The organism is Parafrankia sp. EUN1f (genome assembly GCF_000177675.1).
Classification (GTDB): Bacteria; Actinomycetota; Actinomycetes; order Frankiales; family Frankiaceae; genus Parafrankia.
The window spans coordinates 48478-63749 of record NZ_ADGX01000023.1 but is presented as its reverse complement, the minus strand read 5'-3'; the positions used below and the strand labels follow the sequence as shown (position 1 = coordinate 63749).

Sequence of the window (15272 nt, the reverse complement as noted above, 5' to 3'; positions counted from 1 at the left end):
CGACCGGCGAACAGATGAGCAGACGACCAGACGAGCCGAAGGGAAAAGCCGATGACCGTGGGAGCGGATGTCCGGATCGACGTCCAGGTCGTGGAGACCTCGTCGCTGGGTGATCGCAGCTACCTGGCGCACGACGGGCAGGTCGCGGTCGTGGTCGATCCGCAGCGTGACATCGACCGGGTCCTCGCCGTGGCCGGGCGGCTCGGGGTCCGGGTCACCCACGTCGCCGAGACGCACCTGCACAACGACTACGTCTCCGGCGGGCTCGCCCTGGCCCGGATCACCGGCGCCCGGTATCTGGTCGCGGCCAGCGACGTGGTGGGCTTCGACCGCCTCCCTGTCGCCGACGGCGACGAGATCGCGGTGTCGGGCGTGATGCGGCTGCGGGTGGTCGCCACTCCCGGGCACACGTTCCACCACCTGTCGTACGTCCTCGACGCCACCGGCGGGCCGGTGGGGGTGTTCACCGGCGGGTCGCTGCTGTTCGGCACCACCGGCCGCACCGACCTGCTCGGCCAGCGCCACGCCCACACCCTCGCCGCGCAGCAGCACGCCTCGGCGCGCCGCCTCGCCGACCTGCTGCCCGACGGCACGCGGATCTGGCCGACCCACGGGTTCGGCAGCTTCTGCTCCGCCACCCAGTCCGACGCCCGTGCCTCCACGATCGGCCGGGAACGGCAGGTCAACCCCGCGCTGCGGCTGGAGAGCGACGCGTTCGTCACCGAGGTCCTCGCCGGGCTCGACGCCTACCCGGCCTACTACGCGCACATGGGTGCCCGTAACGCCGACGGTGCCGCGCCGGTCGATCTCACCCCGGCCCGCCGGGCCGACCCGGCCGAGCTGCGCGAGCGGATCACCGCCGGCGAGTGGGTGGTCGACCTGCGCTCGCGCAGGGCGTTCGCGCACCGGCACCTCGCCGGCACGCTGAGCTTCGGCCTGGACGGACCGATGTCCACCTGGCTGGGCTGGCTGGCCCCATGGGGTACGCCGATCACCCTGCTCGGCGAAAGCGAGCAGCAGGTCGCCGACGCCCAGCGCGAACTCGCCCGCATCGGCATCGACCGGCCCGCCGCCGCCGCGACCGGCGATCCCGACCGCTGGGCCGCCGGCGAGGAGCAGCACCTCGCCCGCCTCGCCACCGCCACGTTCGCCGACCTCGCCGCCGCCCGCCGCGGAACCGTCCCGCCCGGGCTTCCACTGCCGCCGCCGTCTCTCCCGCTGTCGCCGCTGTCGCCGTCACCGCAGTCACCGCCACCGCCGCAGTCACCGCCACTGCCGCTGTCGCTGCCGGCGCCGGATGTCGTGCTCGACGTGCGCCTGGGCAACGAGTGGCGCGCCGGCCGCCTCGACGGCGCCATGCACATCCCCCTGCCCGACCTGCCGGCCCGGCTCGGCGAGATCCCCGCCGGCACCGTCTGGGTGCACTGCGGATCCGGGTACCGCGCCGCGGTCGCCGCCAGCCTGCTGCAACGCGCCGGCCGCCAGGTGGTGCATCTCGACGACGACTTTCCCGCCGCCGCCGATGCCGGCCTGACCTTCGTCAACAACGAAACGGAGATCCGATGACCCGCAACGCCCCCACCGCCGGCGGGAGCGCCGCCACGATCGACGCGGCCACCCTGGCACAGCTGATGGGCACGGCGCAGCCACCGCGGCTGGTCGACGTGCGCACCCCGGGCGAGTTCGAGACGGCCCACATTCCCGGCTCCCACAACGTTCCGCTCGATCTGCTGCGCGCCCACCTCGACGACCTGCGCACCCACCTCGACGAGCACGTCGTGCTCGTCTGCGGCTCCGGGCAGCGTGCCACCGCGGCCGCAGCGGACCTCGCCGCGGCGGGCGTGGCGACCCCGCGGGTCCTCAACGGTGGCCTGGGCGCCTGGCAGGCCCTGGACGCCCCCGTGCGCGCCGGCCGACCCCGCTGGGAGCTCGAACGGCAGGTCCGCCTCGTCGCCGGCTCCATCGTGCTCGGCTCGGTCGTGGCCAGCACGGTGATCCCCCGCGCGAAGTGGGTCGCGGCGGGGATCGGCACCGGCCTGACCGTGGCGGCCCTGACGAACACCTGCACGATGGCGATGCTGCTGGCGAAGCTCCCCTACAACCGCGGCCCCCGCCTCGACATCGGCGGCGTCATCGCGGCCCTGGCCGGCCCGCGGCCGTGATCGCCGCGCTGGGCCTCGGTGCGGCGATCGGAGTCCTGCTCGGCCTGCTCGGCGGTGGCGGCGGCATCCTGGCCGTCCCCGCGCTCGTGCTGTTCCTCGGCCTGCCCATGCCCCTGGCGGTCGGCACCTCCCTGGCTGTCCTCGTCATCAACTCCGCCGCCGGCTTCGCCGCCCATGCCGGTGACGCCACGCTCGACCACGGCATCACCGCCGTGTTCACCGCCACCGCGATCATCGGCTCACTGCTGGCCGGACGGTTCGGTGTCAACCTGCCCGCCGACCGCCTGCGCGGGTCCTTCGCGTACCTCGTGCTCGCCGTCGCCGCGTTCGTCGCCGTCCAGGCCACCGTCAACCCGCCCAGCAGCTGACGCCCCGAAGTGACGTCCCGCCGGGCGGCCCGTTACCTGGCGCCGGCGAGCAGGTAGGCGGCCGTGACCGTCACCGCGGCCACCACCGCGCCGGCGACGGCCTGCGCCGGGGTGTGACCGTCAAGCTCGTCATGATCCGCTGCGGAGCCCTGGCCCTCCACCGGGCCTTCGGCCAGGCGGGCGGTCCGGGCCTGTACCCGCGCCCATGCCACGACCGGGACCAGCAGCCAGCCGAACACGAACGCCGGGCCGAACACGAAAAGGACGACGGTGGCACAGCTGGCCGCGGCCGCCACATGTCCGCTGATCTTCCAGAACTTCGTGATCACCGTGAGAATCAGCGCCTCGACGATGATCGCCGCGTACACGGTGACCAGATTCCGCGGTGCGCCCAGCACCGCCAGCAGAAAGCAGCCGGCGCTCACCGACGCGCAGCCGAACAGCATCGGCGCCATCCGTTTGCTGCGTTCGGGAACGTGATGGCCGGACCATCGGCGCTGCCGCACCCCGTGAAAGATGAACGCCATCGGGATGACCGTTCCGAACAGGATGGATACGGCACCCCAGAGCAGGGCGTGCGCGGGATCCGGCGCATCGTGCCAGGCGATGAGCGCGAGCAGCGCCGTGACGAGCACCGCCGGCGCTGCAACCTCTGCGACGATGACGGCGACCCGGGTCGCGGGTGTCGATTTCGGTGGTGTTCTGGTCGTGGTGGTCGTCACCTGATATCTGTCCGCCCCGCTTCCGTCGGAATCATTTTCCCCTGCCATCCCGAGGATAATCGCAGGCGGCCGGACGACGGCCGTCCGACGGACTTGCCGGTGGGTCGGTCCGTACCAGGCATGTCACGGGCGGAAGGCCCGGACATCGAACTCGAAGAGAGCCTTGTTCGAGTTCCTCTTCCGTATTACCTCGACCTCTACACCGACATAGCCGAGCTCGCGCAGCATACAGGCGTACCAGTCCTGCGCGGGTACGCCGTGACCATAGAAGGTGGAGTTTCCAACAATATAGGAGATCCGCCCGCCGGGCCGGACGAGACCGGTGCTGGCCTGGAAGTGCAGCCACATGTCGTGGTGGTATTTCCGGACGTACGCGGCCAGCAGCGGACCGCTCCGGTCGTCGGCGGCGGCGATGCGCGCGCACACGGCGTCGAGCTCGTCGTCGACCGGCGTGCATGTGCTCGGCAGCCAGGTGCGCAGCCTCGACGTCGCGCTGCCCCACGTGCCGCCGATCGCGCGCCAGTCGAGCTGCCCGGCCTCCACAGGGCGGTCGAGGAAGCGCAGCCAGTACATGTAAGGCCGCAGCTCCCGGATGTAGGACATCCGGTTCACGTAGGGCGGGCTGGTCAGCACCAGGTCGGCCGGGCGCAGCTGGGCGGGGCATCCGCGGGAGTCCCCCTCGTGGACGGTCGCCGTGCCGGGCAGGTCGAGGCGGGCCGACTCGATGAGGTCCGTGGCCTCGGCCTCCCATCTCGCGATCGCGGCCCGCGCGATCGTGGCCCGCGCGATCGCGGCCCCCACAGCCGGGGCGCCGGCGCGCAGGGACATCGACTGGTGGTTGAAGGCCGCGTTGCTGACGGAGATGAGCACCCGGCACAGCGCGATCTGGAGCAGGTCCGCGACCGGACCGCTGAAGGCGTCTATCTCGGCCCGCAGCGCCCGCAGCGCCTGCAGCTCACCCGGTCCCCACCAGCGCTCGATCCGGTGGATGTCCGGCTGCCACAGCGCCTTGTCGCGATCGCTGCGGGCGGCGCCGGCCGCCACGTCCCGGGCCGCGGCACTGGCCTGCTCGAGGGTGTCGCGCGGGTAATGGCGGACCTTCGCCCGGCCCAGCCAGACCAGGAACGGGTTGACGTCGGTGCTCTGGCCGAGATGCCCGAGCTCGGCCGCGGCCAAAGGCGTGGTTCCGGTCCCCGAGAAGGGGTCCGTGACGACCGATCCGGCGGGCAGCTCGCGTAGACGGGCCCGCACGAGCCGAACCCCGAACGCGGGGGTGAGGCGAAGCCAGCCGTGCCGCCCGACGCCATGGTTCGCCCGAAATGTGAAGTGTTCGTTTCGCGCCAGGGACGTCCGGTCAATGGCCGCGGTCATATGACCTCCCGAAGATGCTCCGATGTTCGGCATGGTGACCTGCCCCGGAATGTCACCCTGGCAATGTCACCCTGGCACTGCAGACCCGGATCGGCTATCCCGGGACGTGAACCCCGACACCCCCTCGCGATGCGGATCCGGAGGCCGCGACACGATTCGCACCGAACCCGGCTGGAGAAGGCTCCCCGACCGCCGCCCGCCGCACTTGCTCTAACGCACAGGCGGGCCGCTGTCGATCGAGCCTGGTCACCGCCCCTTTATCTACACCGCAGCGATCTCCATGCCGCAATGGCATGGCACTGTCGGGTGATTTCGGCGGTGGCTTGCCACCTCCGGTGCGTACTTCCCAAAAGCCCTTCTGAAAGCGACGCGCCCTGACGAGGGCCGTCGCGGAGAGGTGTGTTGGATGCGGCACGCGCTGGTCCTCGGCGGCGGAGGCGTGGCCGGCATCGCCTGGGAGATCGGCCTGCTGGTCGGTCTCGCGGAGGCGGGCATCGATGTGACCGATGCCGATCTGGTCGTCGGAACCTCGGCAGGCTCTGCCGTGGGCACGATGATCAGCAGTGGCGCGGACCTGGACCTGCTGTATTCACGGCAGCTGGCTCCCGCCGACCCGGCCGCTGAACCGACCGTCGAATTCGACTACAGCGAACTCATGTCGACCCTTGCCCAGGTCACCGCGGGCTCTCGGGGCGCACGCGACGCCAGGGCCCGAATCGGTGCGTACGCGCTGGCTGCCGCGGTCCCCTCAGAAGAGGATCGCTGGCAGACCGTGGCCGGCCGGCTGCCCGTGCGCGAATGGCCCCGCCGTCGCCTGATGGTGGTGGCGGTGGAGGCCGAAACGGGTGACTGGGTGGCGTTCGACCGCGACTCGGGAGTCCACCTGGTCGACGCGGTGGCGGCGAGCTCCGCACTGCCCGGCGTGTTTCCGCCGGTGACCGTGGACCACCGCCGGTATGTCGACGGCGGAATGCGATCCGTGATCAATGCCGATCTGGCGGAGGGCCACGAACGGGTGCTGATACTCGCCCCGGTCAACGGCCTGGGCATTCCGACCGAGGTGCGGCGCCTCGAACGCGCGGGCAGCCGGGTACTCGTGGTCGCCGCGGACGAGACGTCCCGGGCCGCGTTCGGCTCGAACATTCTCGACCCGGCGATCCGTGCCGACGCCGCCCGGGCGGGACGGGCACAGGCCGCCGCGGTCGCGGACAGCGTCCGCGACCTGTGGAAGGGCTGACCCGCCGCTCCCCCGGACCGGCCCGGCGCCGGCGGCTGGTCTCGGCCGCCGGTGCCGGGCCCCAGTCCGGGCCCAGGACGCCGACCTCGGATCCTGCGCTGTGAGGCCGGCGCCGTGAGGCCGGCGCCGTGAGCCCGGCCGGTCGGTCCCGGGCCGTGAGTCCCGGGTCAGAGCTTGGCGGCCGCCGGGACCACCCGCTCGCCCAGGATCCGCAGCGGTTCGACGTCCCACACGCCGGCGACGCTCCCGAGCGCGACCGACACGCCGAGGTCGGCCAGCGAACCGAGATCGTCCAGGATTCGCCCGACGTTCTCGCCGGAGGGACCCACGTCGAACGAGTAGTAGCAGGTCTTGGTGATCTCGTCGTAATCGCGCCCCTCGGCGTCACAGTGCCGGCGCAGGACGTCCAGCTTGTGCCGCAGCTCCGGACCGAAGAAGAGGTTGCAGGCCTGCCCGTATTTCGCCACCAGCCGCAGCGTCTTCTTCTCTCCCCCACCGCCGATCATGATCGGCGGGTGCGGGCGGGTGAGCGGCGCGGGAACGTTCAGCGGCCGGGCCAGCTGGTAGTGCTTCCCGGACCAGGGGCTTTCGTCCTCCGACCACATCCGCAGGCAGATCTGCAGGGTCTCCTCGAGCCGCTCGAACCGCTCCGCGACGGGCGGAAAGGGAATGCCCAGCCCGACCGATTCCTCCTCGTTCCAGGCCGCGCCGATGCCGAGCATCGCCCGGCCGCCGGAGAGCACGTCGAGGGTGCTGATGATTTTGGCCAGAACCCCCGGTTCCCGGTAAACGGTCCCCGTGACCAACGTCAGGAGGGTGACCCGGCTCGTGTTCGCCGCCAGAAAGCCGAGTGTCGTGTAAGCCTCCAGCATGTCGTGCTCGGGCGGGCCGACGAAGGCGATCTGGAAGAAGTGGTCCATCACCGCCAGATAGTCGAACCCCGCCGTGTCCACCTCCCGGGCGACCTCGGCGAGCGCGGGCCCGAGGTCCGCGGGCCCCGTGGGACGGGTGAAGTCCGGAATCTGAACGCCAAGTCGCACGTCGTCTCCTCCCAACGGCGCGGCCGTCCGGGACTCGGTTTGTTCCCGTCATCAGACCACGCGGCGACGCTGTCGACACCAGCATCCGCCCGTGCGACGTCCACCCCGGACAACGTGCACCCAGACCTCCCGCCACGGACCACCACCCATTGCAGCTCACGAGGTCGCGTGCAGCAGAATTTGGCCTATGTCCAGGCCAGCCACCAGCCGTGCCGTTTGCGGAGATCGGGCGAGTGGCGGTTGAACGTCTCCCCACCAGCACCGCGCCGATTCCGCGTGATCCGGCTGGCGCAGCTTTCACTGCTGCTCGCCGCCGGGCTGTACGCGGTGCTCACGCTGGCCGGCACCTCCGGCGACGAGCCGGCCGTCCTGGCGCTGCGGACGTCCATCATCGTCGTGTCGGGTCTGCTGTGCATCCTGCGCGCGGTGCTGCTGCGTGGTGCGCGGGCCCCGTGGGCACTGTTCGGCGCCGGGATCATCAGCTACGGCCTCGCCGGCGTCTATTTCAGCCTGGTGGTCGAAGAGCCCACGGGCGGTGCGGGCAGCGGTGAGAACAGCATCGTCTCGGCGGCCGACATCGGATGGCTCCTCTTCTACCCCGCCTGCTATGTCGCGGTCATCCTTTTGCTGCGGCAGCGGATCCTTCGCTTTCACCCGAGCGTGTGGCTGGACGCCCTGGTCGGTGTCCTCGGGGTGGCCGCGCTGTGCAGCGGAATCACCCCGTGGATCTCGGAGGCGGATCCCGGTGACACCGCGACCATCGTGTTCGGGCTCATCTACCCGCTCGCCGACCTGCTGCTGCTCCTGCTGGTCGTCACCGCCTTCGGGCTGATGGACTGGCGCCCGGGGCAGGTGTGGTGGCTGCTCGGCACCGGGCTCGGCGGCTTCGCGCTGGCCGACTCCTACGTCCTGTACCTGATCGCAAACGGGGGGTACACACAGGGGGGCCTGGTGGACATCGTCTGGGTGCTGTCACTGCTGACCCCCGCGTTCGCGGCCTGGCAACGCCAGCCCTGGCGCAGACCGGCGCGGATGTCCGGCTGGAGCGTGATCACCGTCCCGCTGGTGCTCAGCGTCGTGGCGATCGCGCTGCTCGTGCTCGGATCGACCGTGGACCTTCCGCTGGTGACGGTGATCCTGGCGGCGACGACCGTGCTCGCCGCGCTCGCCCGCGCCGCGATGACCTTCATCGAGGTCCAGCAGCTCGCCGAGAGCAGGGCGCTGGCCCACACCGACGATCTCACCGGGCTGACGAACCGGCGGGGTTTCCTCGAACGGCTCTCCCAGATGGAGATGAACTCCGGGCAGGGCGACTCGTCCGCGCTGCTCCTGCTCGACCTGGACCGCTTCAAGGAGATCAACGACTCGTTCGGCCACCACCTGGGCGACGCGCTGCTCATCGAGGTCGGCGCCCGCATCTCGGGCGCCCTGCGGCCCGGTGATCTACAGGCTCGCCTCGGCGGAGACGAGTTCGCCGTGCTGCTGGAGGACGCCGATGCCGACGCCGCCCGACTGGTGGCCGAGCGGGTGCTGCAGGCGCTGTCGGGCCCGTTCGAGGTCGGCGGGATGACCCTGCACGTCGGCGCGAGCATCGGCGCGGCCCTCTACCCGGAACACGCGCTCGACGCGCAGACGTTGCTCCAACGTGCGGATGTCGCCATGTACGGCGCGAAGGCCGGCCGGACCGGCGTCGGCTACTACCGGCCCGGCGCGGAGGTCGACACGCTGCTGCGCCTCGACATGATCGAGTCGCTGCGGGCGGCGCTGGGGACCGGCCAGATCGAGGTCCACTACCAGGTGAAGGTCGATCTCGGCTCCGGGAGCCCGCACGGTGTGGAGGCCCTCGTCCGCTGGCGGCACCCGACCCGGGGCCTGCTGGCACCGGACGCCTTCGTGCCGCTCGCCGAGCAGGCGGGGCTGATGCGCAAGCTCACCATCGAGGTGCTGGAGCTGGCGCTCGCCCAGTGCCGGCGCTGGTGGGACGGCGGTGTCGACATGACGGTCGCCGTCAACCTCGCCGCCTCGGACCTGCTCGACCGCGCCTTCCCGGACCAGGTCCGCGGGCTGCTGCACCAGTACGGCCTGCCGCCCTCGGCGCTGGAGGTGGAGATCACCGAGACGACGCTGATGCGCGACCTCGTGCGCTCCGCCGCGGTGCTGGACGAGCTGCGCGAGCTCGGGGTGAAGATCGCCGTCGACGACTACGGCACGGGCTACTCCTCGCTCGCGTACCTCCAGGAGCTTCCGGTCGACATCCTGAAGCTGGACAAGTCGTTCGTCACACGGCTGGAGGACGGGTCCGAGCGGCGCCGGCAGAAGGCGGAGGCGATCGTGCGGTCGACGATCGGGCTCGCGCACGCGCTGGGCCTGCGGATCGTGGTGGAGGGCGTGGACAGTGCGAGCGTGCTCGCCAAGCTGCGCAGCTACGGGTGTGACCTGGCCCAGGGCTACTTCCTGGGCCAGCCGCGGCCCGCGACCGAGCTGACGGCGACCCTGTCCGCGCTCGGCCACCAGGACTGCGCGCAGCAGCTGACCCCGACGCCGGCTCCGGCCCCGACTCCGATGGGTCCGCTGCGATGCTGACCCCACCGAGCCCCGAACCGCCCTCCTCGGGCTGGGACCATCCGATCCTGGCCCGGTACCTGGATCAGGCCCCGTCATACGGGCCGGTCGCCGCCGGCGGCGGGATGACCCCGGCGACCCTGGTCGGGGCCTACCGCCAGGGGGCCTTCCCGTGGCCGACCGACGATCCCGCCGAGGCCGACGAGCTGCGCGCGGCACTGGGCGTGGCCGTCGCCCGCGGGGCGATTCCCCGGATCCCGGCCGCGCGGACCGGTCGCCGCCGCCGGACCGCCGGTGGGAACCCGGAGCTGCTGGACCCGCCCTGGTGGTGCCCGGATCCGCGGACCGTGCTCGCGCCCGGCACGATGCGGGTCCGCCGCTCGCTGGTCAAACGTCTGCGCAACAGCAGCTGGACCAGCACCATGAACGAATCCTTCGTGGATGTCGTGCGCCACTGCCGGCGGGACGGCCCGCACCAGTGGATAACCGAGGACCTCATTGAGGGCTTCGCCGAACTGCATGCCTGCGGCTGGGCCCACAGCATCGAGATCTGGGACGACGACCGCCTGGTCGGCGGGATGTACGGCGTGCTCGTCGGGCGGATCTTCTGCGGTGAGTCCATGTTCCACCGCGCCTCGGACGCGTCGAAGGTCGCCCTGGTCGACTTCCTGGACCGCTTCGGGCAGGCCGGCGGGGTGCTCCTCGACACGCAGCTCACCACCGAGCACCTGATCACGCTCGGCGTGCAGGAGATTCCGCGCGCGGAGTTCCTCGCGACCCTGCGGGCGGTCCGTGATGACCGCATCCGCCTCGAATGCGACCGCCTGCCTGTCTCCCGCCTCGCGCCGCCGCGCAGGCCACCGCAGAGCCGGCCCCGGCCGGCCGACGCCTGAGCGAACCGGACGCATCCGGCGCGCCAGCCCGCGCCCCGCACCACCGAAACGCGGGGCACACCTTGTACGCATCCGGGACGCGCCCTGATTCCGCGGGACGCGCTCTGATTCCGGCCGCGATCGATCAGGTCCGCGCCGAAGTCGAGGTCGAAGTCGAAATAGGCCGGTACATCCGTTGCGCCCCGAAATTCTGAGTCGATGTCAGCTTTGACGTAACAAGTACACCTGAAGGCATTCCATGCACAAAGCGACAGCCATCTGTATTGTGGTCGAAATCGATCGACCGCATTGATCTTCTTCCATCGTCGACTCGGACCCGCGGCATCCCGGCCTCGGACCGCGAGATGGACGAGGGGCATTGAACGGCGGTTCATCAAATGAACGCCGGTTCACCGTGAACCTGGCGACCGGAAGTCGTCCAACCAAACAGAAGACCCGGGCAGCTCCGGCATGCCCGTACCCGAAAAGGACAACCAGGCCGCGCGCACGCATCACCCAGGACGAGAATCACGAAGCTCCTGGCCAGAAACGTTGTTTTCGTGCCCTGGATCGCGGTCGCCACGGGCTCGAAGACGCCCGTTCGACATCCGGATCCAGGTCCCGCCCAGGCCACCGATCCTGACTAATCGCATCCTGCGGAGGAGCACAGATGGCCCGTCGTCACCACCGGAAGCTACGAGTGGCAGGCGGGCTCGTCGCATCCGCCGTGATCGCTCTCACCGGGTGTTCCCTGGTCGGGTCCGCCGACGACGGCGCCAGCTCACGGAAGGCCGGCTGTATCGCACCTGGAGTGACGGACGACGAGATCCAGATCGGGTTCGTCGTCCCGGACACGGGCCCGCTGGCGAAACCACTGGCGGCGATGCGCAGCGGCTTCGACGCACGCATCGGCCTGGCGAACGCCGACGGTGGAATCCACGGCCGGCGCATCGTCGCCACCGTGCGGGATGACGAGTCCAGCCCGGCCACGAATAATGAGGTCGTCCGTGACCTCATCGATCGGAAAAAGGTCTTCGGCCTGGTGGAGGCGACAACGGCGGCCTCCGGCGGCGCTGACTACCTTCACGACCTCAATATTCCGGTTGCCGGGCTGCCAGCCGAGGGCGTGTGGTCCGAATACCAGAACATGTTCGCGTACTCCTACGTGTTCAGCAGCGGCCCGTCCGTCGACACCTTCGGCCGGTACGTGAAAGCACGGGGAGGTACCACCGCCGCCGTCATCAGGACCGATATCGGTGACGCCCCGCAGGACTTCAGCAGCAAGATCGTGGATAGTCTCGTCGCCACCGGAATCAGAATCCTGCCCGGCCCGTTCATCTGGAACCTGAACACGATCACGCCCGAGGCGATGGCCCAGCAACTCAAGGCCTCGGGCGCGGACACGATCATCGCGCCCATCTCCAGTGACGAGCTCGCCGACATCATGCGGGCGGGGCAGCGGATCGAACTGAGGCCGAGAGTCATGCTCGCCGCCAACGGCTACGACCCGAGCCTGCTGGCCCGGCAGGGCAACGCGCTGGCCGGCCTGAGCACCTTCGTCAACTACGTGCCCTTCGAGGCACGCACCCCGTCACAGCAGATCTACCTGAACGCGATGAGCGAGTTCGCGCCCCAGCTGGACCGGCCCGACCAGGAACTCGCGCTGGTGTCCTACATCCTCACGGACGTCTTCGTGCACGGGCTCGAACTCGCCGGCCCCTGCCCGACCCGCACCGGTTTCATCGACACCCTGCGCGGGTCCAAGGGCTACAACGCCTCCGGCCTGCTGGCCGGCGACGTGGACTTCCGCAACGACTTCGGCAAGATCAGCAGCTGCTACAGCTTCGTACAGGTCAACAACGCGGGCACCGGCTACGACATCGTCCGCAACGAGGCGCCCGGCGCCCAGAACGCCTCCCTGTGGTGCGGCCAGCGCCTCGACCACTGAGCTGGCCGCGGCCGCTGGCCGCCCGCCACACCTGGCTTTGCTGCCAGACAAGTGTGGAGGATCTCGGTCGTCGGAACGACCGAAATCCTCCACACTTCGGGCGGGCACTTCGGGCGGGCACTTCGGGCGGGCACTTCGGGCGGGTGCTGCTCCCGGTCGACGGCGAGGCCCTGCTGAGACGCTGAGCCAGACGACGCTGCGCTAAACCTTGCGCAGGACCATCGCGAGGTTCCAGGTGACGACCTCGCGGGCGCCGGGGACGCGGAGGATGACCTTCGCCCAGTCCGGCAGATAGCGCGGCATCGCGTCGACGACCACGACGTCGTTGCGCTGGCGTGCCCAGGCGAGGGTGCCGGCGACGGAAACCGGGAACAGGGTCTCGCCGAACCGGTTCTTCGGTGCCTTGCCCTCACGCTTGCGGAACCGCTCGGCGGCCCGGTGGCCCCCGAGGTAGTGCCACGGCGCGGTCTCGTGGCCGCCCCACGGGGAGAGCCAGTTGGTGTAGCTGAGGAAGATGAGCCCACCGGGCTGGGTGACCCGCACCAGCTCCGAGCACATCCGCCACGGGTCGGGCACATGCTCAAGGACGTTCGAGCTGTAGCAGAGGTCGATCGAGTCGGAGCGGAACGGCAGTTCGAGCGCGCTGCCGCGGACTCGCCCCGGAACGTCGATGCCGCCGGCCTCCATCTCGGAGACGTCGGGCTCAACCCAGTAATACCGGGCGCCCGCGTCCAGGAAGGCGGACCGGAAGTAACCCGGGCCGCCGCCGACGTCGAGCACCAGCTGGCCGGCCAGGGAGGTGTACCGCTCCAGCTGGCGGACGGAGTCGGCCGCGATGAGCGAATAGAACCCGGCCGGGTCGACCGGCTCCTTGCGGTGAGCCTTGAAGAGCGTGACCGACCTGTTCAGGCCGAAGCCCGCGTACGGGAGGTCACGGATGGGCGGCGGGCCCTCATGCGCGGGCCTGGCCGAAGCCGGCGCGCTCGACGACGGGCTGTTCGAAGCGGACACGGTCTCGGACATGCCGGGCACGATAACACCACTGCCGCGCCGGGTTGTTTCCTGTGGCCGCGTCGAAAGGCCTGCTCCCGCGGCGGGCGCCGACGGGCCCGCCGCGGGTCGGCACGCGGCCCGATCCGGTGCCCTCGTTCGCCCTGCCGTTCGGCCGGTCGTTGCGCTGCCTGCACACCAGCCGGACGAGTGCCCGCGGACCAGCCGGACGAGTGCCTGCACACCAGCCGGACGAGTGCCCGCGGACCAGCCGGACGAGGTGGCCGGGGCGGGCCCGAATGCCCGCAGGAGGCCACCCCACGGACACCCGGAGAGGGCCCGGAGACCGCCCGGGGCGCCGGTCGTCGTGGGACGCCCCGCGCCGCCCCCGCGATAGCGCCCAAGAAAACATGAAAGCGGTGGAAGGCACCGGTTCGACCCGCTATGTTCTTCCTTGGCTCTTCGTCAAGCGTCACCCTCACCTGACTTCCCGACGACTCGGGCAGCCTTTCGTCGGTTTTTCTCGTTTCCCATGCCCGGAGACCGGACTTTCGGGCGTCCCGAAAGGTCGGTGCCGGCGATGACCCCGACGGCTCTGCGTCACCCGCAGAACGAAAGCTGGTCCGAGTGACCCAGATCTCGGATTCCGCCCCGGCCGGAGCCGAGTCGATCCGCGCCACGGCCACCGCCGACGATCCGCGGCTCGCGGCGCAGGCCGTGGCGCCGGCCCGGCAGGCCGACGGCGCAGGTCTTCGCCACGTGCTGGCCCGTCCCTACGGTGTCATGGCGGAAATGGCCCGGATGCGCCGCCAGTCACCGTTCTACGACTCGCGGGTCGACGAGATCGCGGGGCGACGCATTCGCATCGACGGCCGATGGCTGATCGACTTCGCGTCCTGCAACTATCTGGGTTTCGATCTGGACCGCGAAATCATCGAAGCCGTGCCGGAGTATCTCGACCGTTGGGGAACACACCCCAGCTGGTCCCGGATCATCGCCAATCCGCGGCTGTTCACCGAGATCGAGCAGAGCCTCTCCGAGCTTCTCGGCGCGCCCGACACCCTGCTGCTGCCGACGATCAGCCACATACATCTGTCCGTGCTGCCCGCGCTTGTCGGCCAGGGTGCCCTCTTCGTCGAGGTGCATGCCCACAGCTCCGTGCACGACGGGGCGGCGATGGCGTCGGGCCGAGGCGCCACCGTGCGCCGCTTCCGGGAGGCCCGGCTGGACCGGCTGGACCGCGCGCTGCGCGCGTGCCGGCTCTTCCCCCGGGTCATCGCAATCGACGGCGTGAACAGCATGACGGGCAACGGGCCACAGCTGGCCGAGATTCTCGCCGTCGCCCGGTCGCATGAAGCCGTCGTCTACATCGATGACGCGCACGGGTTCGGCGTCATCGGCGAGCGCTCCCCGGCGGAGCCCACTCCGTACGGGCTGCGCGGGAACGGCGTCGTCCGCCATCTCGGGCAGTCCTACGACGACGTCGTCATGGTCGGCGGCTTCTCGAAGTCGTATTCCTCGCTGCTCGCCTTCGCGACCTGCCCGACCGAGCTGAAGGACTACCTGAAGACCATGGCCAACCCGTACATCTTCTCCGGCCCGCCGCCGGTCGCGTCGCTGGCGACCGCGCAGGTCGGGCTACGGGTCAACGCCGAGCGCGGCGAACAGGCCAGGCTGGCCCTGCACACCCTGACCGCCCGGGCGCTGGCCGGGATCCGCTCGCTCGGGCTGGCCACCCTGAACAGCTCCGGCCATCCGATCATCGAGATTCCGCTCACCGACCCCGGCCCCGACGACGCGGACGCACTCGGCGCGTTCCTCTTCGAACGGGGCATCTACGTCACGGTGGCGCCGTTCCCGCTGGTGCCCCGGGACCAGGTCGGCGTGCGGGTCCAGGTGACCGCCGCGAACACCGAGGCCGAAATCGACACGCTCCTGGACGTCCTGAGCGACGCGGCCCGGCGTTTTCCCCTGCGCCGCCTGGACTGATTCCCCTGCGC

12 protein-coding genes are annotated in these 15272 nt (G+C 70.6%); 8 read left to right on the top strand and 4 right to left on the bottom strand.

Translation table 11 applies throughout. From position 1 onward, the window contains the following. Positions 1–51: 51 nt before the first annotated feature. Genes FREUN1FDRAFT_RS09595 through FREUN1FDRAFT_RS09585 form a run of 3 tightly spaced genes read left to right on the top strand, consistent with a single transcriptional unit; the run spans position 52 to position 2530 of the window. Positions 52–1566 (top strand): rhodanese-like domain-containing protein, encoded by a 1515-nt coding sequence (locus FREUN1FDRAFT_RS09595; protein WP_006539816.1) that lies wholly within the window; start codon positions 52–54, stop codon positions 1564–1566. After that, entirely contained in the window at positions 1563–2162 is a 600-nt protein-coding gene (locus FREUN1FDRAFT_RS09590; protein WP_006539815.1) for a rhodanese-like domain-containing protein, read from the top strand. The genes FREUN1FDRAFT_RS09595 and FREUN1FDRAFT_RS09590 overlap by 4 nt, the downstream gene beginning before the upstream one ends. Next, entirely contained in the window at positions 2159–2530 is a 372-nt protein-coding gene (locus FREUN1FDRAFT_RS09585) for a TSUP family transporter (protein WP_006539814.1), read from the top strand. The genes FREUN1FDRAFT_RS09590 and FREUN1FDRAFT_RS09585 overlap by 4 nt, the downstream gene beginning before the upstream one ends. A gap of 32 nt (positions 2531–2562) precedes the next feature. Here the strand turns inward: FREUN1FDRAFT_RS09585 and FREUN1FDRAFT_RS09580 are convergent, their stop codons facing one another. Continuing rightward, positions 2563–3252, bottom strand: a complete 690-nt coding sequence (locus FREUN1FDRAFT_RS09580; protein WP_035951126.1) for a hypothetical protein — start codon at positions 3250–3252, stop codon at positions 2563–2565. A gap of 123 nt (positions 3253–3375) precedes the next feature. Further along, a complete protein-coding gene (locus FREUN1FDRAFT_RS09575; protein ID WP_006539812.1) occupies positions 3376–4623 on the bottom strand; it encodes a hypothetical protein in 1248 nt (415 codons plus the stop codon). A gap of 406 nt (positions 4624–5029) precedes the next feature. On the opposite strand from FREUN1FDRAFT_RS09575, the gene FREUN1FDRAFT_RS09570 reads away from it, so the two are divergent. After that, complete coding sequence (locus FREUN1FDRAFT_RS09570; RefSeq protein WP_006539811.1) at positions 5030–5860, top strand: patatin-like phospholipase family protein; 831 nt, start codon at positions 5030–5032, stop codon at positions 5858–5860. 167 nt (positions 5861–6027) lie between these two features. On the opposite strand, the gene FREUN1FDRAFT_RS09565 is transcribed toward FREUN1FDRAFT_RS09570, so the two are convergent. Further along, complete coding sequence (locus FREUN1FDRAFT_RS09565) at positions 6028–6900, bottom strand: LLM class F420-dependent oxidoreductase (protein WP_006539810.1); 873 nt, start codon at positions 6898–6900, stop codon at positions 6028–6030. A gap of 276 nt (positions 6901–7176) precedes the next feature. Between FREUN1FDRAFT_RS09565 and FREUN1FDRAFT_RS09560 the strand changes: the two genes are divergently transcribed. The 3 genes from FREUN1FDRAFT_RS09560 to FREUN1FDRAFT_RS09550 all read left to right on the top strand — a co-directional run bounded on the left by FREUN1FDRAFT_RS09560 (position 7177) and on the right by FREUN1FDRAFT_RS09550 (position 12282). Beyond that, complete coding sequence (locus FREUN1FDRAFT_RS09560; RefSeq protein WP_369809779.1) at positions 7177–9483, top strand: putative bifunctional diguanylate cyclase/phosphodiesterase; 2307 nt, start codon at positions 7177–7179, stop codon at positions 9481–9483. Next, positions 9477–10355 (top strand): leucyl/phenylalanyl-tRNA--protein transferase, encoded by an 879-nt coding sequence (gene aat / locus FREUN1FDRAFT_RS09555; protein ID WP_006539808.1) that lies wholly within the window; start codon positions 9477–9479, stop codon positions 10353–10355. Before FREUN1FDRAFT_RS09560 ends, aat begins: the two co-directional genes overlap by 7 nt. A 649-nt stretch (positions 10356–11004) precedes the next feature. After that, complete coding sequence (locus FREUN1FDRAFT_RS09550) at positions 11005–12282, top strand: ABC transporter substrate-binding protein (protein ID WP_006539807.1); 1278 nt, start codon at positions 11005–11007, stop codon at positions 12280–12282. Between the two features lie 201 nt (positions 12283–12483). Here FREUN1FDRAFT_RS09550 and FREUN1FDRAFT_RS09545 read toward each other — a convergent pair whose 3' ends face one another. Continuing rightward, positions 12484–13221, bottom strand: a complete 738-nt coding sequence (locus tag FREUN1FDRAFT_RS09545) for a class I SAM-dependent methyltransferase (RefSeq protein WP_035951143.1) — start codon at positions 13219–13221, stop codon at positions 12484–12486. Between the two features lie 678 nt (positions 13222–13899). Here FREUN1FDRAFT_RS09545 and FREUN1FDRAFT_RS09540 point away from each other — a divergent pair. Beyond that, positions 13900–15261: a pyridoxal phosphate-dependent aminotransferase family protein gene (locus FREUN1FDRAFT_RS09540; protein ID WP_006539805.1), complete on the top strand. Its 1362-nt coding sequence runs from the start codon at positions 13900–13902 to the stop codon at positions 15259–15261. The last annotated feature ends 11 nt before the right edge of the window (positions 15262–15272 follow it).

Bases quoted from the DNA above. Each gene is read 5' to 3' on its own strand.
- FREUN1FDRAFT_RS09595 (WP_006539816.1), top strand. From the start codon at position 52: ATGACCGTGGGAGCGGATGTCCGGATCGACGTCCAGGTCGTGGAGACC.
- FREUN1FDRAFT_RS09590 (WP_006539815.1), top strand. From the start codon at position 1,563: ATGACCCGCAACGCCCCCACCGCCGGCGGGAGCGCCGCCACGATCGAC.
- FREUN1FDRAFT_RS09575 (WP_006539812.1), bottom strand. From the start codon at position 4,623: ATGACCGCGGCCATTGACCGGACGTCCCTGGCGCGAAACGAACACTTC.
- FREUN1FDRAFT_RS09570 (WP_006539811.1), top strand. From the start codon at position 5,030: ATGCGGCACGCGCTGGTCCTCGGCGGCGGAGGCGTGGCCGGCATCGCC.
- aat (WP_006539808.1), top strand. From the start codon at position 9,477: ATGCTGACCCCACCGAGCCCCGAACCGCCCTCCTCGGGCTGGGACCAT.
- FREUN1FDRAFT_RS09550 (WP_006539807.1), top strand. From the start codon at position 11,005: ATGGCCCGTCGTCACCACCGGAAGCTACGAGTGGCAGGCGGGCTCGTC.